Raw genomic sequence first — 14,533 nt, forward strand, 5'->3', positions numbered from 1 at the left:
GAAGCGTCGCGACCGGGCCTGAACCAGCGCCGGGCAGTGCGCGAAAACCGGCATTTACACCGGTTTTTTTCTTGCCCGGGCCCAGAGGCGTTGCTAGGCTAGCCGACCTCGCCCGTTGTCCATTTTTTCGCCAGTCCGCCTTCCGGCGACGGCGTCTGCCTGCCCCGCCTCCCAGGATCGCCTCCCCCGATGTTCAAAAAGCTCCGCGGCATGTTCTCCAACGACCTGTCCATCGACCTGGGCACGGCCAATACCCTGATCTACGTGCGCGGCCAAGGCATCGTGCTGAACGAACCGTCGGTGGTCGCGGTGCGCCAGGACCGTGCGATCGGCGGCACCCGCTCGGTTGCCGCGGTGGGCGCCGAGGCCAAGCAGATGCTGGGCCGCACGCCGGGCAACATCACCACCATCCGCCCGATGAAGGACGGCGTCATCGCCGATTTCACCTACACCGAGGCGATGCTCAAGCACTTCATCAAGAAGGTGCACAAGTCGCGTGTGCTGCGTCCGAGCCCGCGCGTGCTGGTGTGCGTGCCGGCCGGCTCGACCCAGGTCGAGCGCCGCGCGATCAAGGAATCGGCCGAGGAGGCCGGCGCCCGCGACGTCTACCTGATCGAGGAGCCGATGGCGGCGGCGATCGGCGCCGGCATGCCGGTGTCCGAGGCGCGCGGCTCGATGGTCATCGACATCGGCGGCGGCACCACCGAGGTCGCGGTGATCTCGCTCAACGGCATCGTCTACTCGGCCTCGGTCCGGATCGGCGGCGACCGCTTCGACGAGTCGATCACCAACTACGTGCGCCGCAACCACGGCATGCTGATCGGCGAGGCCACCGCCGAGCGGATCAAGGTCGAACTCGGCTGCGCCTACCCGCAGTCGGAAGTGCAGGAACTGGAGATCTCCGGCCGCAACCTCGCCGAGGGCGTGCCGAAGATGATCAAGATCAACTCCAACGAGGTGCTCGAGGCGCTGCACGAGCCGCTGGCCGGCATCGTCTCGGCGGTCAAGCTGGCGCTGGAGCAGACCCCGCCGGAGCTGTGCGCCGACGTGGCCGAGCGCGGCATCGTGCTGACCGGCGGCGGCGCCCTGCTGCGCGACCTGGACAAGCTGATTTCCGAGGAGACCGGCCTGCACGTGCAGGTGGCCGAGGACCCGCTGACCTGCGTGGCCCGCGGTGGCGGCCGCGCGCTGGAGCTGGTCGACATGCACGGCAACGAGTTCTTCGCGCCGGACTGATGCCCGGCCCGGCCGGCCCCGCCGCTCGCGGGGCCGTTCCACGGACGCCATACTGCCTTTCCCGCCGCGTCCGACGCGGCCCGATCCCCGGTCCGATCCGCGCCTGTGTCGTCCTACCCCGGTTCCTCCAGCGCCGCCCGTCCCGGTGACACGCCGGGAATCCTGCGTCTGCTGGCGTATCTGGCGCTGGCGATCGTGCTGCTCGCGCTCGATCATCGCGGCGGCTGGATGAAGGAGCTGCGGCTGCACGCCAGCGTGCTGGTCCAGCCGCTGTGGTCGATCGCCGGCCTGCCCGGCCGGCTCGGCAACGCGCTGCAGGACGGCCTGGCCGTCCGCGACGACCTGATCGAGGAAAACCGCACCCTGCGCAACGAGCTGCTGGTCGCCAACGCGCGCCTGGCCCGCTTCGGCACCGCCGCGGTCGACAACGCGCAGCTGCGCGCGCTGCTGGGCGAGGCCGAGCGCAGCGGCCTGGACGTGCAGCTGGCGCCGATCCTGGACATCGACCTGGCCCCGTCGCGGCAGCGCCTGGTGCTGGCGGTCGGCAGCCGCCAGGGCGTGCACGCCGGCCAGGCGGTGATCGACGCCGGCGGCCTGCTCGGGCAGGTGATCCAGGTCACCCCGGTCAGCTCGACCGTGCTGCTGCTGACCGATCCGGACCATGCGGTGCCGGTGGTGGTGGCGCGCAACGGCGTGCGCCTGATCGCCTATGGCCGGGGCGACCGGCTGGAACTGCGCGACGTGCCGCTCAACCGCGACGTCCAGGTCGGCGACCAGCTGGTCACCTCGGGCCTGGGCGGGCGGTTTCCGGCCGGCTTCGCGGTGGCCACGATCTCGGCCCTGCGCCCGGACGAGAGCCAGGCCTTCCTGATCGGCGAGCTGACCCCGGCCGCCCAGCTCGACCGCGGCCGCGACGTGCTGCTGCTGCGCGCCGGCGCCCCGCTGCGCCTGCCGCATGGCGAGGCCCTGGACGAGGAGGCCGCGCCCGCCGACGGCGATGCGCCCGCCGCGACGGACGGAACCGGGGCCGCTGCGGCGTCACCGGCGCCCCGTGACCCGACCGCACCCGCGCCGAGCGGCGTGCCGGTGGCCGACCCCGGCCGTCGCCCGGCCGCGTCCGCGCCTGCATCACGCCCGGCGGCTGCTCCGCCCGCCACCACGCCCCCGGCGCCGGCGACCACACCGCCCGCAGCCACACCGCCGGCGGCCGATGTGCGGCCGGAGGTGCAGCCATGAGCCGCCTGCGCGATGGCGGCTGGGTGCTGCCGGCCAGCCTGGCGGTGGCGCTGCTGCTGGGCCTGCTGCCCCTGCCCGAGGTGGTGGCGCCGCTGCGGCCGTACTGGCTGGCGCTGGTGCTGGCGTACTGGGTGATCGAGGCGCCGACCCGCGCCGGCCTGGGCCTGGCGTTCGCGGTCGGCCTGGCGGCCGACATCGCCTACGCCGGCCTGCTCGGCGAGCAGGCGCTGCGGCTGGTGATGATGACCTTCATCCTGCAGCGCTTCCGCGCGCGGCTGCGTTTCTTCCCGCTGTCGCAGCAGGCGCTGGCGGTCGGTGCGCTGCTGCTCAACGACCGCATCATCGATGCGGCGATCCATCTGGTCCTGGGCCAGCCGGTGCTGCCGTGGACCTACTGGTGGGCGCCGCTGCTGGGCGTGCTGCTGTGGCCGCCGCTGTTCCTGCTGCTGGATGCGCTGCGGCTCGGCCGGCGCGACCGATGAGCAGCCGCCGTCCGCTGAAGAACCCGCACGCCGAGGCCGACCAGTTCCGGCGCCGCGCCGCGCTGGGTTTTCTGGCCGTGGCGGTGTCGCTGGTCGGCCTGGCGATCTGGTACTTCAAGCTGCAGGTGGTCGACCACGCCGACTACGCCACCCGCTCGGAAGCCAACCGGATCCGGCCGCGTCCGGTGGTGCCGGCGCGCGGCATGATCTACGACCGCCAGGGCCGGCTGCTGGCCGAGAACCTGCCGGCATTCCGCCTGGACGTCACCCCCGACAAGGCCGGCGACCTGGACCGGCTGCTGGCCGACCTCGGCCAGGTGATCCCGCTGTCCGAGGACGAGGTCACGCACTTCCGCAACGAGCGCAAGGGCGCGCGCGGGTTCCGGCCGATCACGCTGAAGATGCGGCTGAGCGACGAGGAGATGGCCGCCTTCGCGGTCAACCGCTGGCGCTTTCCGGGCGTCGAGCTCGAGCCCTACCTGACCCGCCATTACCCCTACGGCGACCTGTTCGCGCACGTGATCGGCTACGTCGGCCGGATCGACGAGAAGGACCTGGAGCAGCTCGGCGACGGTGGTGCGGCGCTCAGCCACATCGGCAAGACCGGCATCGAGCGCTCCTACGAGACCCTGCTGCGCGGCAAGGTCGGCTACGAGCAGATCGAGACCAACGTCCAGGGCCGCGCGCTGCGTACGGTCGGCCGGGTGCCGGCGGTGTCCGGCGCCGACCTGCGCCTGTCGGTGGACGCCGAGCTGCAGCGCGCGATCGTGGCCGCGTTCGGCGAGCTGGAAGGCACCGCGGTGGCGATGGATCCGCGTACCGGCGAGATCCTGGCGATGGTCAGCCTGCCGTCCTACGACGCCAACCTGTTCGTCAACGGCATCTCGCACGCCGATTACCGCGCGCTGATGGACAACCCCTCGCGCCCGCAGTTCAACCGCGCCGTGCTCGGTGGTGTCGCGCCCGGCTCCACGCTCAAGCCGCTGCTGGCGCTGGCCGGCCTGGACAGCGGCGTGCGCCGGCCCGAGGACCGCACCCTGTCGACCGGCATGTTCTACCTGCCCGGCACCAGCCGCGGCTGGGGCGATTCGCACCGCGGCGGCCATGGCTGGACCGATGCGCGCAAATCGATCGCCGATTCGGTCAACACCTACTACTACCAGCTGGCGCTGGACATGGGCATCGCCCGGGTCGAGGAGTACCTGCTGCGCTACGGCTTCGGCCAGCCCAGCGGCATCGACCTGGCCGGCGAGACCAGCGGCATCCTGCCCAGCCCGGCCTGGAAGCTGAAGAACCGCCGCGAGCGCTGGTACCCGGGCGATACGGTCAACATCTCGATCGGCCAGGGCGACTGGAAGGTCACCCCGCTGCAGATGGTGCGCGCCACCGGTGCGATCGCCGATGCCGGGCAGATGCACCGGCCGCATCTGGTCGATGCGCGCCGCGACCGTTTCGATGCGGCGTGGACGCCGCTGGAACAGCCGGCGCCGAGCCTGATCAGCGAGCGCCCGGACAACGTGAAGGTGGTGCAGGAGGGCATGGTGATGACCGTGCACGGCCCGGGCGGCACCGCACGCCCGATCGGCGTCGGCATCCCGTACCAGATCGCCGGCAAGACCGGCACCGCGCAGGTGGTCAGCCGCCGCGGCACGGCTGCGGTCAACCCACGCAGCCTGCCGATGCACCTGCGCCACCGCGCGCTGTTCGTCGGCTATGCGCCGGCCGACGATCCGCAGATCGTGGTGGCCGTGGCGGTCGAGGGTGGCGGCTACGGCGGCAGCACCGCCGCGCCGATCGCACGCGCGATCTTCGACGCCTGGCTGCTGGGCAAGCTGCCGGCCGGGCTGGAGCCGATCGACGCCGCCGCGCCGGCGGTCGCCTGCAGTGCCGGCGACGCGGCCTGCAGCGCGGCACTGGAGGCGGCTGGAACCACGGAGGCCGCGGCCGGTCCCGAGGTGGTGCCGGCGCCGCCGTCGCGTGGCGTGATCGTGGCCAGCGACCGCGACCCCTCGCCGAACGGCTTCGGCAACTGGGCACGGCTGCACGGCATTCCGCCGCCGGGCACGCCGGCCACCGCTCCGGGCGCGAGCGGGGCGCCCGCACCCGTCATGGAGGGGCAGGCGCCGTCTCCCGCGCCCGCTTCCACACCGGTGGAGCCGGACGCGCCGACCGTCCCGCCCGGCGACGATGGAGGCGCGCGATGAACGACTTCCTGCGCTGGCTGGTCGACATCGGCGGGCGCGCCACGCGCACGCTCGACTGGCCGCTGTGCCTGGCCTTGGGCGCGCTGATGGGCATCGGCCTGTCGGTGCTGTACAGCGCCGGTGGCGCCAGCGGCGGGCCGGCCCTGATCAAGGCGCAGGGCGCGCGTTTCGCGGTCGGCCTGGTCGCGATGTGGGCGCTGTCGCGTCTGCCGGTGATGCGCCTGCGCGCCTGGTCGCCGGCCATCTATGCACTGTCGCTGCTGCCGCTGATCGCGGTGCTGCTGATCGGTACCGGCAAGCACGGCCGGCACTGGCTGAACCTGGGCGTGTTCTTCCTGCAGCCTTCGGAGCTGTTGAAGATCGCGCTGCCCATGATGATCGCCTGGTACCTGCATGTGCGGCCGCTGCCGCCGCGTTTCGGCACCGTGCTCACCGCCGCCGTGCTGATCGCGGTGCCGACCGCGTTGATCATGCTCCAGCCCGACTTCGGCACGGCCGTACTGATCGGCGCCAGCGGCGTGTTCGCGCTGCTGCTGGCCGGCCTGCCGTGGTGGTGGGTGGGCGTGGCGGTCGGCGGCGTGGCCGCGGCGGCGCCGGCGGCCTGGCTGTGGTTCCTGCGGCCCTACCAGAAGGACCGCATCCTGACCTTCCTCGAACCCGAGCGCGACCCGCTCGGTACCGGCTGGAACATCATCCAGTCCAAGATCGCGATCGGATCCGGCGGCCTCACCGGCAAGGGCTGGGGCGAGGGCAGCCAGTCGCATCTGAACTTCATTCCCGAGCAGACCACCGACTTCGTGTTCGCCGTGCTCAGCGAGGAGTTCGGCTGGGTCGGCGTGGCCACGGTGCTGGCGCTGTACCTGTTCGTCATCGGCCGCTGCCTGTGGATCGCGGTCGAGGCGCGCGACACCTATTCACGTCTGCTGGCCGGCTCGCTGGGGCTGGCGTTCTTCGTCTACGTGCTGGTCAACGGCGGCATGATCTCCGGCCTGCTGCCGGTGGTCGGGGTGCCGATGCCGCTGCTGAGTTACGGCGGCACCTCGGCGGTGTCGCTGCTGGCCGGCATCGGCCTGGTGATGGCGGTACGCAGCTATCGTCCGGTGCACGTGTCCTGAGCGCATGTCCGGTGCGTGATCGCTGAACGATCCGCGCCGGGCATGGGTCCCCGCATCGGGGGCAACATGCTAGCCTCTGCGCGCATGATGAAACCTGCGCTTTTCAGCCTGATCGCCACCACCCTCGCGGCCTGCGCCACGCCGTCCGACGGGGGCGCGTCCAGTCCGACGCCGCCGGCCACCGCGGTCGTCGCCACCGCCAGCAGCGTGCCTGCCGAAGCGGTGCCCGAGGCCGCTCCGGCGACCGCGCCGCCGGTCGACCTGACGCCGGTGCCGTTCGAGACCGCGCGCGCCAACTTCGTGCGTGATACCGCGGCCCGCTACGGCATTCCCGCCGCCGAGATCGAGGCGACGCTGGGCAAGGCGCAGTTCCTGGATTCGGTGGTCGCGCTGATGTCGCGCCCGGCCGAGCGGGTCAAGCCGTGGCACGAGTACCGGCCGATGTTCATCAGCCAGGCCCGCATCGACGGCGGCCGCGCCTTCCTGGCCCAGCACCGCGCCAGCCTGGAGCGGGTGCAGGCACAGACCGGCGTGCCGGCCGAGGTGATCGTGGCGATCATCGGCGTGGAGACCAGCTACGGCGGCAACACCGGGCGGCATTCGGTGCTCGATGCGCTGTACACGCTGGCGTTCCGCTATCCGCGCAGCGGCGACCCGGCCAGGCTCGAGCGCGAGGTCCGGCGCGAGCTGTTCTTCCGCGATGAACTGGCGCAGTTGTTCGCGCTGGGCCGCGAGGAGCAGCTGGACATCACCGCGCTCAAGGGCAGCTATGCCGGCGCGATGGGCATGGGCCAGTTCATGCCGTCCAGCTACCGCGACTTCGCGGTGGACGGCGACGGCGACGGCCGCCGCGACCTGTTCGGCAGCCTCGACGACGTATTCGCCTCGGTCGCCAACTATTTCGTGAAGAAGGGCGGCTGGGTTCCCGGCGGCCCGATCGCCGTGCCGGCCACGCTGGCCGCCGGCCGCGAGCCGTTCGACCCGACCGAATGGGCGCCCACCCACAGCCTCGCCGACCTGGCCGCGCGTGGTTACACCGCCCAGCAGCCGGTGCCGGACGGGCTGACCGCCACGCCGGTGTCGCTGGTCGGCGCGGCCGGCCCGCAGTACTGGCTGGGGTTCCAGAACTACTACGCGATCACCCGCTACAACATCTCCAAGATGTACGCGATGGCGGTGTTCCAGCTGTCCGAGGCGATCGCCGGCAAGGACCTGCCGCCGGCATGAGGCGGCGCCTGCTGCCGTGGCTGGGCGTCGTGGCGGTGCTGGCGCTGAGCGCCTGCGGCAGCGCGCCGAAGAAGCAGGGCCCGTCCATGCACGGCGGTGCCGGCAAGCAGGTCGCCGGCGGCAAGAACGCGCATGGCAAGCCGCCTGCCGGCTGCCCCGAAGGCTCGCCGTACGCGGCCGCGCAGGAGGACCCGTCCACGCGTGGCGATTACGTCGCCGGCGGCCTGTACAAGCCCGGCGTGCGCGACACCACGCCCGAGTACGTGCCCAACGTGGCCTGCATCCCCGAGCCGCTGGTCGTCGACGAGCCGCGCTCGCCGGTCGGCAACCGCTCGCCCTACACCGTGCTGGGCAAGCAGTACCGCGTGCTCGAGCGCCCGCATGGCTACGTCGAGCAGGGCACCGCCTCGTACTACGGCGCCAAGTTCCATGGCCGGCGCACCTCCAACCAGGAGGTGTACGACATGTACGCCTTCACCGCCGCGCACAAGACCCTGCCGCTGCCCAGCTTCGCCCGGGTGACCAACCTGGACAACGGCGAGTCGGTGGTGGTGCGGGTCAACGACCGCGGCCCGTTCCACGAGGGTCGTGTGGTCGACCTGAGCTACGCGGCCGCGGTGCGGCTGGGCATCGTCCAGCGCGGCACCGGCCGGGTCGAGGTGCGCGCGCTGCAGCCCGGCGATGCCGATGCGCCGGTCGCCGGCCCCCGCCGCCGCGGCAGCGCGCCGGTGGCGGCCGCCCCGACGCGGGCCGCCCCGGCCGCGGCCAGCACCGCACCGGCGACGCCGGCCACCGCGATGGACCAGCTGGTGCAGGCGCTGCCGGCCGCGGCGCCCGGCGCGCTGCTGCAGGTCGCCAGTTTCTCCAGCCAGGACAACGCGCAGCGCGCGCTGCAGCGGCTGCTGGCCGCCGGCATCGCCGGGGCCCGGCTGGACGACGCGACCTCCGGCGGCCGCCCGCTGTGGCGGCTGCGCGTGGCGTCCGCCGGCGTCGATGCCGCGGAACTTGCCGGCCGCATCGCCGGTCTCGGATTCGGGACCCCGCAGCTGGTGCGTGAGTGATGCCGCCGCGCTGTCGATACAATCGCTGCCGTTTTCCCGTGTTTTCCCGCTTCCTTCCGTTCCACCGGCACCTGCAGGAGTCCGCAGTCGCATGAAGTCCCGTTTCGCCGTCGCCGCCCTGGCCACCTTCGCCTTCGGCCTGGTGTCCGCCCAGGCGCCCACCCCGCAGCCGCAGGCCCAGCCGCCCGCCGCCGCAGGCGCTCCCGCCGCGGTCCCGGTGCCGCCCGCGCCGAAGCCGGCGGCGGCCACCGCCTGGCTGGTGATGGACTACGCCACCGGCCAGGTCCTGGCCGGCGAGAACATCGACGCCCGGGTCGAGCCGGCGAGCATCACCAAGGTGATGACCTCGTACGTGATCGCCGCCGAGATCGCCAACGGCAAGGTCAAGGAAGACGACCAGGTGCTGATGAGCGAGCGCGCCTGGCGCGAGGGCGGCGCCCGCACCGACGGCAGCTACAGCGGCTTCCCGGTCAACCAGCGCGCCCCGCTGCGCGACATGGAAGTGGGCATGGCGGTGCAGTCCGGCAACGATGCCGCGATCGCCCTGGCCGAGCACGTCGCCGGCACCCAGGAGGCCTTCGCCGACCTGATGAACAGCTATGCGGCGCGGATCGGCATGACCGGCAGCCACTTCGTCAACGCCCATGGCCTGTCGGCGCCGGAGCACTACAGCACCGCGCACGACCTGGCCCGCCTGGGCCGCGCCTTCGTCCGCGACCATCCCAAGGAATACGGCTACAACAAGATCCGCGAGTTCACGGTCAACGGCATCACCCAGCCGAACCGCAACCTGCTGCTGTGGCGCGACCAGAGCGTGGACGGGATCAAGACCGGCCACCATTCGGGCGCCGGCTATTGCCTGATGAGCTCGGCCCAGCGTGGCGACCAGCGCCTGATCGCGGTGGTGATGGGCTCGACGTCCGAGCGCCAGCGCGCCGACGACAGCCTGGCCCTGCTGAACTGGGGCTTCCGCTTCTACGAGACCCACAAGCTGTACGAGCCGGGCAAGGTCGTGGCCCAGCAGAAGGTCTGGAAGGGCAAGGCCGGCGAGGTGCAGCTGGGCGTGGCCGAGCCGCTGCTGGTCAGCGTGCCGCGCGGCCGCTATGCCGAACTGAAGCCGACCATGGACGTGCCGAAGAACCTGGTCGCCCCGATCGCCGCCGGCCAGGCCATCGGCACGGTCAAGCTGACCCTGGATGGCGAGGTCGTCGCGCAGGCGCCGCTGGTGGCGGTGTCGGCGGTCGAGGAAGGCAACTTCTTCAAGCGCCTGTGGGATGCGTTCTGGATGTGGTGGGAGTCGGACTGAGGTCCGCTGCCCGTCACGGTGTTGCCGCGCGGCCCTTCGGGGCCGCGCTTCGTTTTGGCGGCTGGAAACCGGGCGGCGCACGTCGGGGCGGCTGGCTGCGACGTCGATGTGCCTGGCCGTCGACCGCGACCACGCACCGCGCCTGGATCGTGTGCAAGCCGGCGACCCCTGCGGCGCTGCGCGCCACGGCAGGCGGGGATCGCGCGCGGCATGTGCCGCTGGTGGGGATGTCCGCCCGGAGGGGCAGGAACCGCGGCGACGCCTGCATCGGCGACGATGCAGGGCGACCCGGTCTGGCAACGTGTCGACCGCGGCAGCCCGGCGGGCGCGCCGCGGCCGGCTCAGGTGCGCAGTGCGCGCTCCGGCACTTCGATGTCCATCGCCAGCGCCAGGTGGTCCGAATACGCCGCCGGCAGCGCGCGGGCGCCGGAGCACGTGAGCTCGCCGCTGATCAGGATGTGGTCGATCGCCCGCTGCGGGCGCCAGCTCGGGAAGGTCGGGACCACGCAGTCCGGCGGACGCAGCCCGGTGTTGCGGTACAGGACCTCCATCTCCGGCTGGTCGGCCAGGCAGTTGAAGTCGCCCATGAGCACCGCGTTCGGATGGTCCTTGAGGATCTCGGCGATGAACGACAGCTGCGCATGCCGCGATTTCGCGCCCAGCGACAGGTGTGCCACCGCCACGGTCAGGCCGACCGCATCGTCGCCGAAGTGCGCCAGCAGCACGCCGCGGCCCTTGATCCGGCCGGGCAGGGCATGGTCCTGGGTGCGCACCGGCTCCAACCGGCTCAGCAGGCCGTTGGCGCTGGAGGCCACGCCGCCGACGCTGCGGTTGGGCTGGTGGGTCCAGTAATGGAAGCCCGCGCGCTGGGCCAGGTAATGGGTCTGGTTGGTGAAGCCCGAGCGCAGGCTGCCCGGGTCGCTTTCCTGCAGGCCGACGATGTCGTGCTGGCTGGCGAGCTGGGCGATGGTGTCCAGGCTGGTGCGCTTGCTGCCCACCGGCAGCGCATGCGACCAGCTGCGGGTCACGTAGTCGCTGTAGCGGCGGGTGCTGGAGCCGGCCTGGATGTTGGCGCTCAGCACGCGCAGGGTGCGCGCGCCCGCCACATCGGTGGCGGGCGGCGTCAGGGCGGATTCCACGGGCGCGGGGGTGCCCATGTGCGGGGCGGCGACGCGCTCAGCGCGCGCCGGCACGCTCCTGTGCGACCAGCCAGTCGGCGGTGCGCAGCATCTTCTCGAAGCCCTGCTGGTCGACCGAGATCGTGTACTTGCCGGCGACCACCAGCGACGGGGTGCCCTCGATCTTGGTCTTCACCGCGAACTGGCGCGCGCGGTTGAGCTTGGCGTCCACGCCGAAGCTGTTGAACGCATCGGTGAACTGCTTGGCGTCCACGCCCTGCTTGGCATAGAACGGCGCGATGTCGGCGGCGCCGACGTTGTTGCCGACCGGCAGGGTGCGCTGCAGGTGGATCGCGGCGAACACCGCGTCGTGGGTCTTCTCCTGCACGCCCAGCGCCTCGGCGGCGTAGAACGCGCGGGCGTACGGCAGCCAGAACCCGCCGAACGCGGCCGGCACCAGGGTGACCTGCACGTCGGCCGGCTGGCGCGCCTTCCACGCCTTGAACACCGGCTCGAACTGGGCGCAGTGGCCGCAGGTGTAGCCGAACACCTCGGCGACCTCGATCTTGCCGGCGGTGGCCTGGAACGGCTGGCCACCGGCGATCTCGACATAGTCCACGCCGGCGACGGGGGCCGGTCCGCTCGGCGGCGCCGGGGCCGGGGCCGGTGCGGCGGCCTCGGCGGGTGCAGCCGCCTCGGTGGCGGCCGGTTCGCCGGCGGCCGGCGCGGTGGTCCCGGCGGCGGCATCGGGCGCGGCGGCCGGCGCCTGGGCGGCGGCGGGGGCCTCGGTGGTCGCCGGGGCCGGGGCGGGGGCCTCGGAGTTGGAGCAGGCGGCCAGCACCAGCAGCAGCGGCAGGGACAGGCTCAGGCGGGAGCGGATGTTCATGGGTGGTCTCCTGGGGAAGCTAGGGTCGGGCACAGCCCGTCAACGCAGGGTCGGCGACGCCGGCGCGATCAGCGGGCCTTGGCGCCGCGCTCGCGCGCGATCAGCCAGTCAGCGATCCGCAGCATGTCGTCGAAGTCGTGGCCGAGCACGCGGTAGCGGCCGGCGACGATCACGGTCGGGGTGCCCTCGATGCCCGAGCGGCGGGCGAACGCGGCGGCGGCATCGAGCTGCCCGTCGACCTTCGGGTCCGACAGCGCGGCCTGGAACGCTTCGGCGCTGACGCCGTGGCCGGCGTAGAACGTGGCCAGTTCCTGGTGGCTGGGATTGCGCGGCAGCGCACCGCGTTCGTGGATCGCGTCGAACACCGCCTGGTGGGTGCGCGCGCTCAGGCCGAGGTTGTCGGCGGCGAAGTACGCCCGCGCCCAGGTGTTCCAGACCCCGCCGAACGCGGCCGGGACGGCGACGAAGCGGACGTCCTTGGGCAGCGTGGCCTTCCATGCCCGCAGCTGCGGCTCGAAGTGCGCGCAGTGCGGGCAGGTGTAGCCGAACACCTCGGCGACCTCGATGCCGGCGCCGGCCGCATACGGCTTGCCGTCGGCGATCTCGACGTAGTCGCGGCCGACGACCGGGGTCTCGGCCGCACGGGAGGAGAACGGCGTCAGCGCCAGGGCGGCGAGCAGCAGGCCGGACAGCAGGGCTTTCATCGGATGGGGGTCCTGGAGCGGGGCGCGATCGGCGCGGAACGGAAAAAATGACGCCGGCCATGGGGCCGGCGCAAGACTAGCGAGAGAGGGACGACGCTGCTAGGACCGCGTCAGCGCCGCGAAGTTCACGACTTCGGCGGCGCCTGCGCTTCGTCGGCACGGTCGTGCAGACCCTGCAGATAGCTGGCCAGCGCGCCGATCTCCTGTTCGGTCAGCTTGCTGGTGACCTGGGCCATGACATTGAACAGGGCCGGGTTCTTCTCGCTGGTGACGCCGGCCTGATACTCCTGCAGGCGGCGCGCGGTGTATTCGGCCATCTGGCCGCCCACGTGCGGATACGACGGGCCGGGATTGCCGGCGCCGGACGGGCCGTGGCAGGCCAGGCAGGCCGGGATGCCGCGTTCCGGATCGCCGCCGCGGTACAGCTGCTGGCCGATCTCGTAGAACTTCAGGCCGGCATAACGGCCTTCGGTGACCTCGGCATCGTCGGCCACGCCGGCACCGGACTTCTGGGTGGCGAAGTAGGCGCCGACATCGCGCATGTCCTGCGGGCTGAGCGACTGCGCGAACGGCGCCATCACCGCGGCCAGGCCGGTATGGCGCTCGCCGCTGGCGAACAGGGCCAGCTGGTGGGCGATGTAGCGCTCGCTCTGGCCGGCGATGCGCGGATACATCGGATCGGCCGGGTTGCCGTCCGCGCCATGGCAGGCGGCGCAGGCGGCGGCCTTGCCGGCACCGGCCTCGGCATCGCCCCACTGGGTCTTGCTCAGGTCGATTTCGAGCGGGGCTTCCTGGACCGGGACATTGTCCGGGACCGGGACCACCGTGGTCTGGGCATAGGCGGCGACCGCGGTGATCGCGGCAGCCAATCCTGCGAGGGCAAAAACACGAGCGTGGCGCATGCTGAGCTCCGGGAACATCTGAACGGGACGGTCGCTTGGGGCTGAACGGCCGCGTAGCGGCTGGATTATCCGCATGCAGGCATGGGTGGGTCAACGAAACGGGGGGTGTCATAACGTCCATGCCCCCGCCGCCTTCCGGCCCACCGGTGCACCCTCCGCTTGACCCGCGCGACAGCCATCTCCGGCCGCGCCGGCGGACGCCCGTTCCCCCCGGCGCCGCCCATGCACAGTGCCATGCCCGCGGCCGGATCGCACGTCCGGCCGGTGCCCGCGGCCCGGGCATGCGATCCTATACTCATGTTCAATCCACTCGAGAGAGCCCGGTACCTGTGCTCGGCACATACCGCGGCCCAGCTGCCCGCCGATGGCGGCCACGAAGTCGCCTTCGCCGGCCGTTCCAACGCCGGCAAGTCCAGCGCGCTCAATGCGCTGACCCGCCAGAACGCGCTGGCGCGCGTGTCCAAGACCCCCGGCCGCACCCAGCAGCTGGTCTATTTCGAGGTCGCACCCGAGCGCTATCTCGTCGACCTGCCCGGCTACGGCTACGCCAAGGTGCCGCTGGACCTGAAGGCCCACTGGCAGGGCTTCCTGGACCGCTACTTCCGCCAGCGCGAGGCGCTGCGCGGCCTGGTGGTGGTCATGGACATCCGCCATCCGCTGAAGGAATACGACCGCCTGATGCTGCAGTACGCGGTGGTCCGCGGCCTGCCGGCGCACGCGCTGCTGACCAAGGCCGACAAGCTCGGCCGCGGCCAGCAGGCGCAGTCGATGCAGGCGGTGCGCAAGGAACTGGCCAAGGTGTTCGGTGCCGACACCGTCGGCGTGCAGACCTTTTCCAGCGAGTCCAAGCACGGCGTGGACGAGGCGCGCATGATCGTCAACGGCTGGCTCGACCTGCTGCCTCCGCCGGCGCCCCAGGAAGCGCCGCCGCCCGAGGCCTGACCGGCCAATGCCCGGGTCCGGCAGTCGCCGTCCCGGGCCGTGGGGTGCCGCGGAGCCCATGCAGCCGGCTGGCCCGGCGGCGCCACGCGCGATGCTGCACCGCACCCAGCGCCT

At 72.3% G+C, this 14,533-nt stretch carries 13 protein-coding genes; 9 read left to right on the top strand and 4 right to left on the bottom strand.

Annotated elements, in window-relative coordinates; genetic code table 11:
• Nucleotides 1-189: 189 nt before the first annotated feature.
• The 8 genes from IB242_RS15125 (at nucleotide 190) to IB242_RS15160 (ending at nucleotide 9,867) form a co-directional block, all read left to right on the top strand.
• Complete coding sequence (locus IB242_RS15125) at nucleotides 190-1,236, top strand: rod shape-determining protein (protein ID WP_192281223.1); 1,047 nt, start codon at nucleotides 190-192, stop codon at nucleotides 1,234-1,236.
• A gap of 105 nt (nucleotides 1,237-1,341) precedes the next feature.
• Nucleotides 1,342-2,472, top strand: coding sequence for a rod shape-determining protein MreC (mreC, locus tag IB242_RS15130; protein ID WP_192281227.1), 1,131 nt, complete (start codon nucleotides 1,342-1,344; stop codon nucleotides 2,470-2,472).
• The gene (mreD, locus tag IB242_RS15135; RefSeq protein WP_192281230.1) at nucleotides 2,469-2,954 is read left to right on the top strand and encodes a rod shape-determining protein MreD; all 486 of its coding nucleotides are present in this window, start codon (nucleotides 2,469-2,471) and stop codon (nucleotides 2,952-2,954) included. The genes mreC and mreD overlap by 4 nt, the downstream gene beginning before the upstream one ends.
• Nucleotides 2,951-5,158, top strand: a complete 2,208-nt coding sequence (gene mrdA, locus IB242_RS15140) for a penicillin-binding protein 2 (RefSeq protein WP_192281234.1) — start codon at nucleotides 2,951-2,953, stop codon at nucleotides 5,156-5,158. The genes mreD and mrdA overlap by 4 nt, the downstream gene beginning before the upstream one ends.
• Complete coding sequence (gene rodA / locus IB242_RS15145; RefSeq protein ID WP_192281237.1) at nucleotides 5,155-6,273, top strand: rod shape-determining protein RodA; 1,119 nt, start codon at nucleotides 5,155-5,157, stop codon at nucleotides 6,271-6,273. The genes mrdA and rodA overlap by 4 nt, the downstream gene beginning before the upstream one ends.
• Nucleotides 6,274-6,357: 84 nt before the next feature.
• A complete protein-coding gene (mltB, locus tag IB242_RS15150) occupies nucleotides 6,358-7,500 on the top strand; it encodes a lytic murein transglycosylase B (protein ID WP_192281240.1) in 1,143 nt (380 codons plus the stop codon).
• Nucleotides 7,497-8,561 carry a septal ring lytic transglycosylase RlpA family protein gene (locus IB242_RS15155; RefSeq protein ID WP_192281243.1) on the top strand — a complete coding sequence of 355 codons (1,065 nt, stop codon included), beginning with the start codon at nucleotides 7,497-7,499 and terminating at the stop codon, nucleotides 8,559-8,561. Before mltB ends, IB242_RS15155 begins: the two co-directional genes overlap by 4 nt.
• Nucleotides 8,562-8,652: 91 nt before the next feature.
• Nucleotides 8,653-9,867 (top strand): D-alanyl-D-alanine carboxypeptidase family protein, encoded by a 1,215-nt coding sequence (locus IB242_RS15160; protein WP_192281246.1) that lies wholly within the window; start codon nucleotides 8,653-8,655, stop codon nucleotides 9,865-9,867.
• Nucleotides 9,868-10,208: 341 nt separating this feature from the next.
• On the opposite strand, the gene IB242_RS15165 is transcribed toward IB242_RS15160, so the two are convergent.
• The 4 genes from IB242_RS15165 to IB242_RS15180 form a co-directional block, all read right to left on the bottom strand.
• Complete coding sequence (locus IB242_RS15165) at nucleotides 10,209-10,949, bottom strand: endonuclease/exonuclease/phosphatase family protein (RefSeq protein WP_343237164.1); 741 nt, start codon at nucleotides 10,947-10,949, stop codon at nucleotides 10,209-10,211.
• A 94-nt stretch (nucleotides 10,950-11,043) separates the two neighbouring features.
• On the bottom strand, nucleotides 11,044-11,865 hold the full coding sequence (locus IB242_RS15170) for a thiol:disulfide interchange protein DsbA/DsbL (protein WP_192282138.1): 822 nt from the start codon (nucleotides 11,863-11,865) through the stop codon (nucleotides 11,044-11,046).
• 74 nt (nucleotides 11,866-11,939) lie between these two features.
• On the bottom strand, nucleotides 11,940-12,575 hold the full coding sequence (locus tag IB242_RS15175; protein WP_192281252.1) for a thiol:disulfide interchange protein DsbA/DsbL: 636 nt from the start codon (nucleotides 12,573-12,575) through the stop codon (nucleotides 11,940-11,942).
• Nucleotides 12,576-12,700: 125 nt separating this feature from the next.
• A complete protein-coding gene (locus IB242_RS15180; protein WP_192281255.1) occupies nucleotides 12,701-13,477 on the bottom strand; it encodes a c-type cytochrome in 777 nt (258 codons plus the stop codon).
• A gap of 297 nt (nucleotides 13,478-13,774) precedes the next feature.
• Between IB242_RS15180 and yihA the strand changes: the two genes are divergently transcribed.
• Nucleotides 13,775-14,419, top strand: coding sequence for a ribosome biogenesis GTP-binding protein YihA/YsxC (gene yihA / locus IB242_RS15185; RefSeq protein WP_192281258.1), 645 nt, complete (start codon nucleotides 13,775-13,777; stop codon nucleotides 14,417-14,419).
• The last annotated feature ends 114 nt before the right edge of the window (nucleotides 14,420-14,533 follow it).

It is taken from the genome of Xanthomonas sp. XNM01, assembly GCF_014851915.1.
Classification (GTDB): Bacteria; Pseudomonadota; Gammaproteobacteria; order Xanthomonadales; family Xanthomonadaceae; genus Pseudoxanthomonas.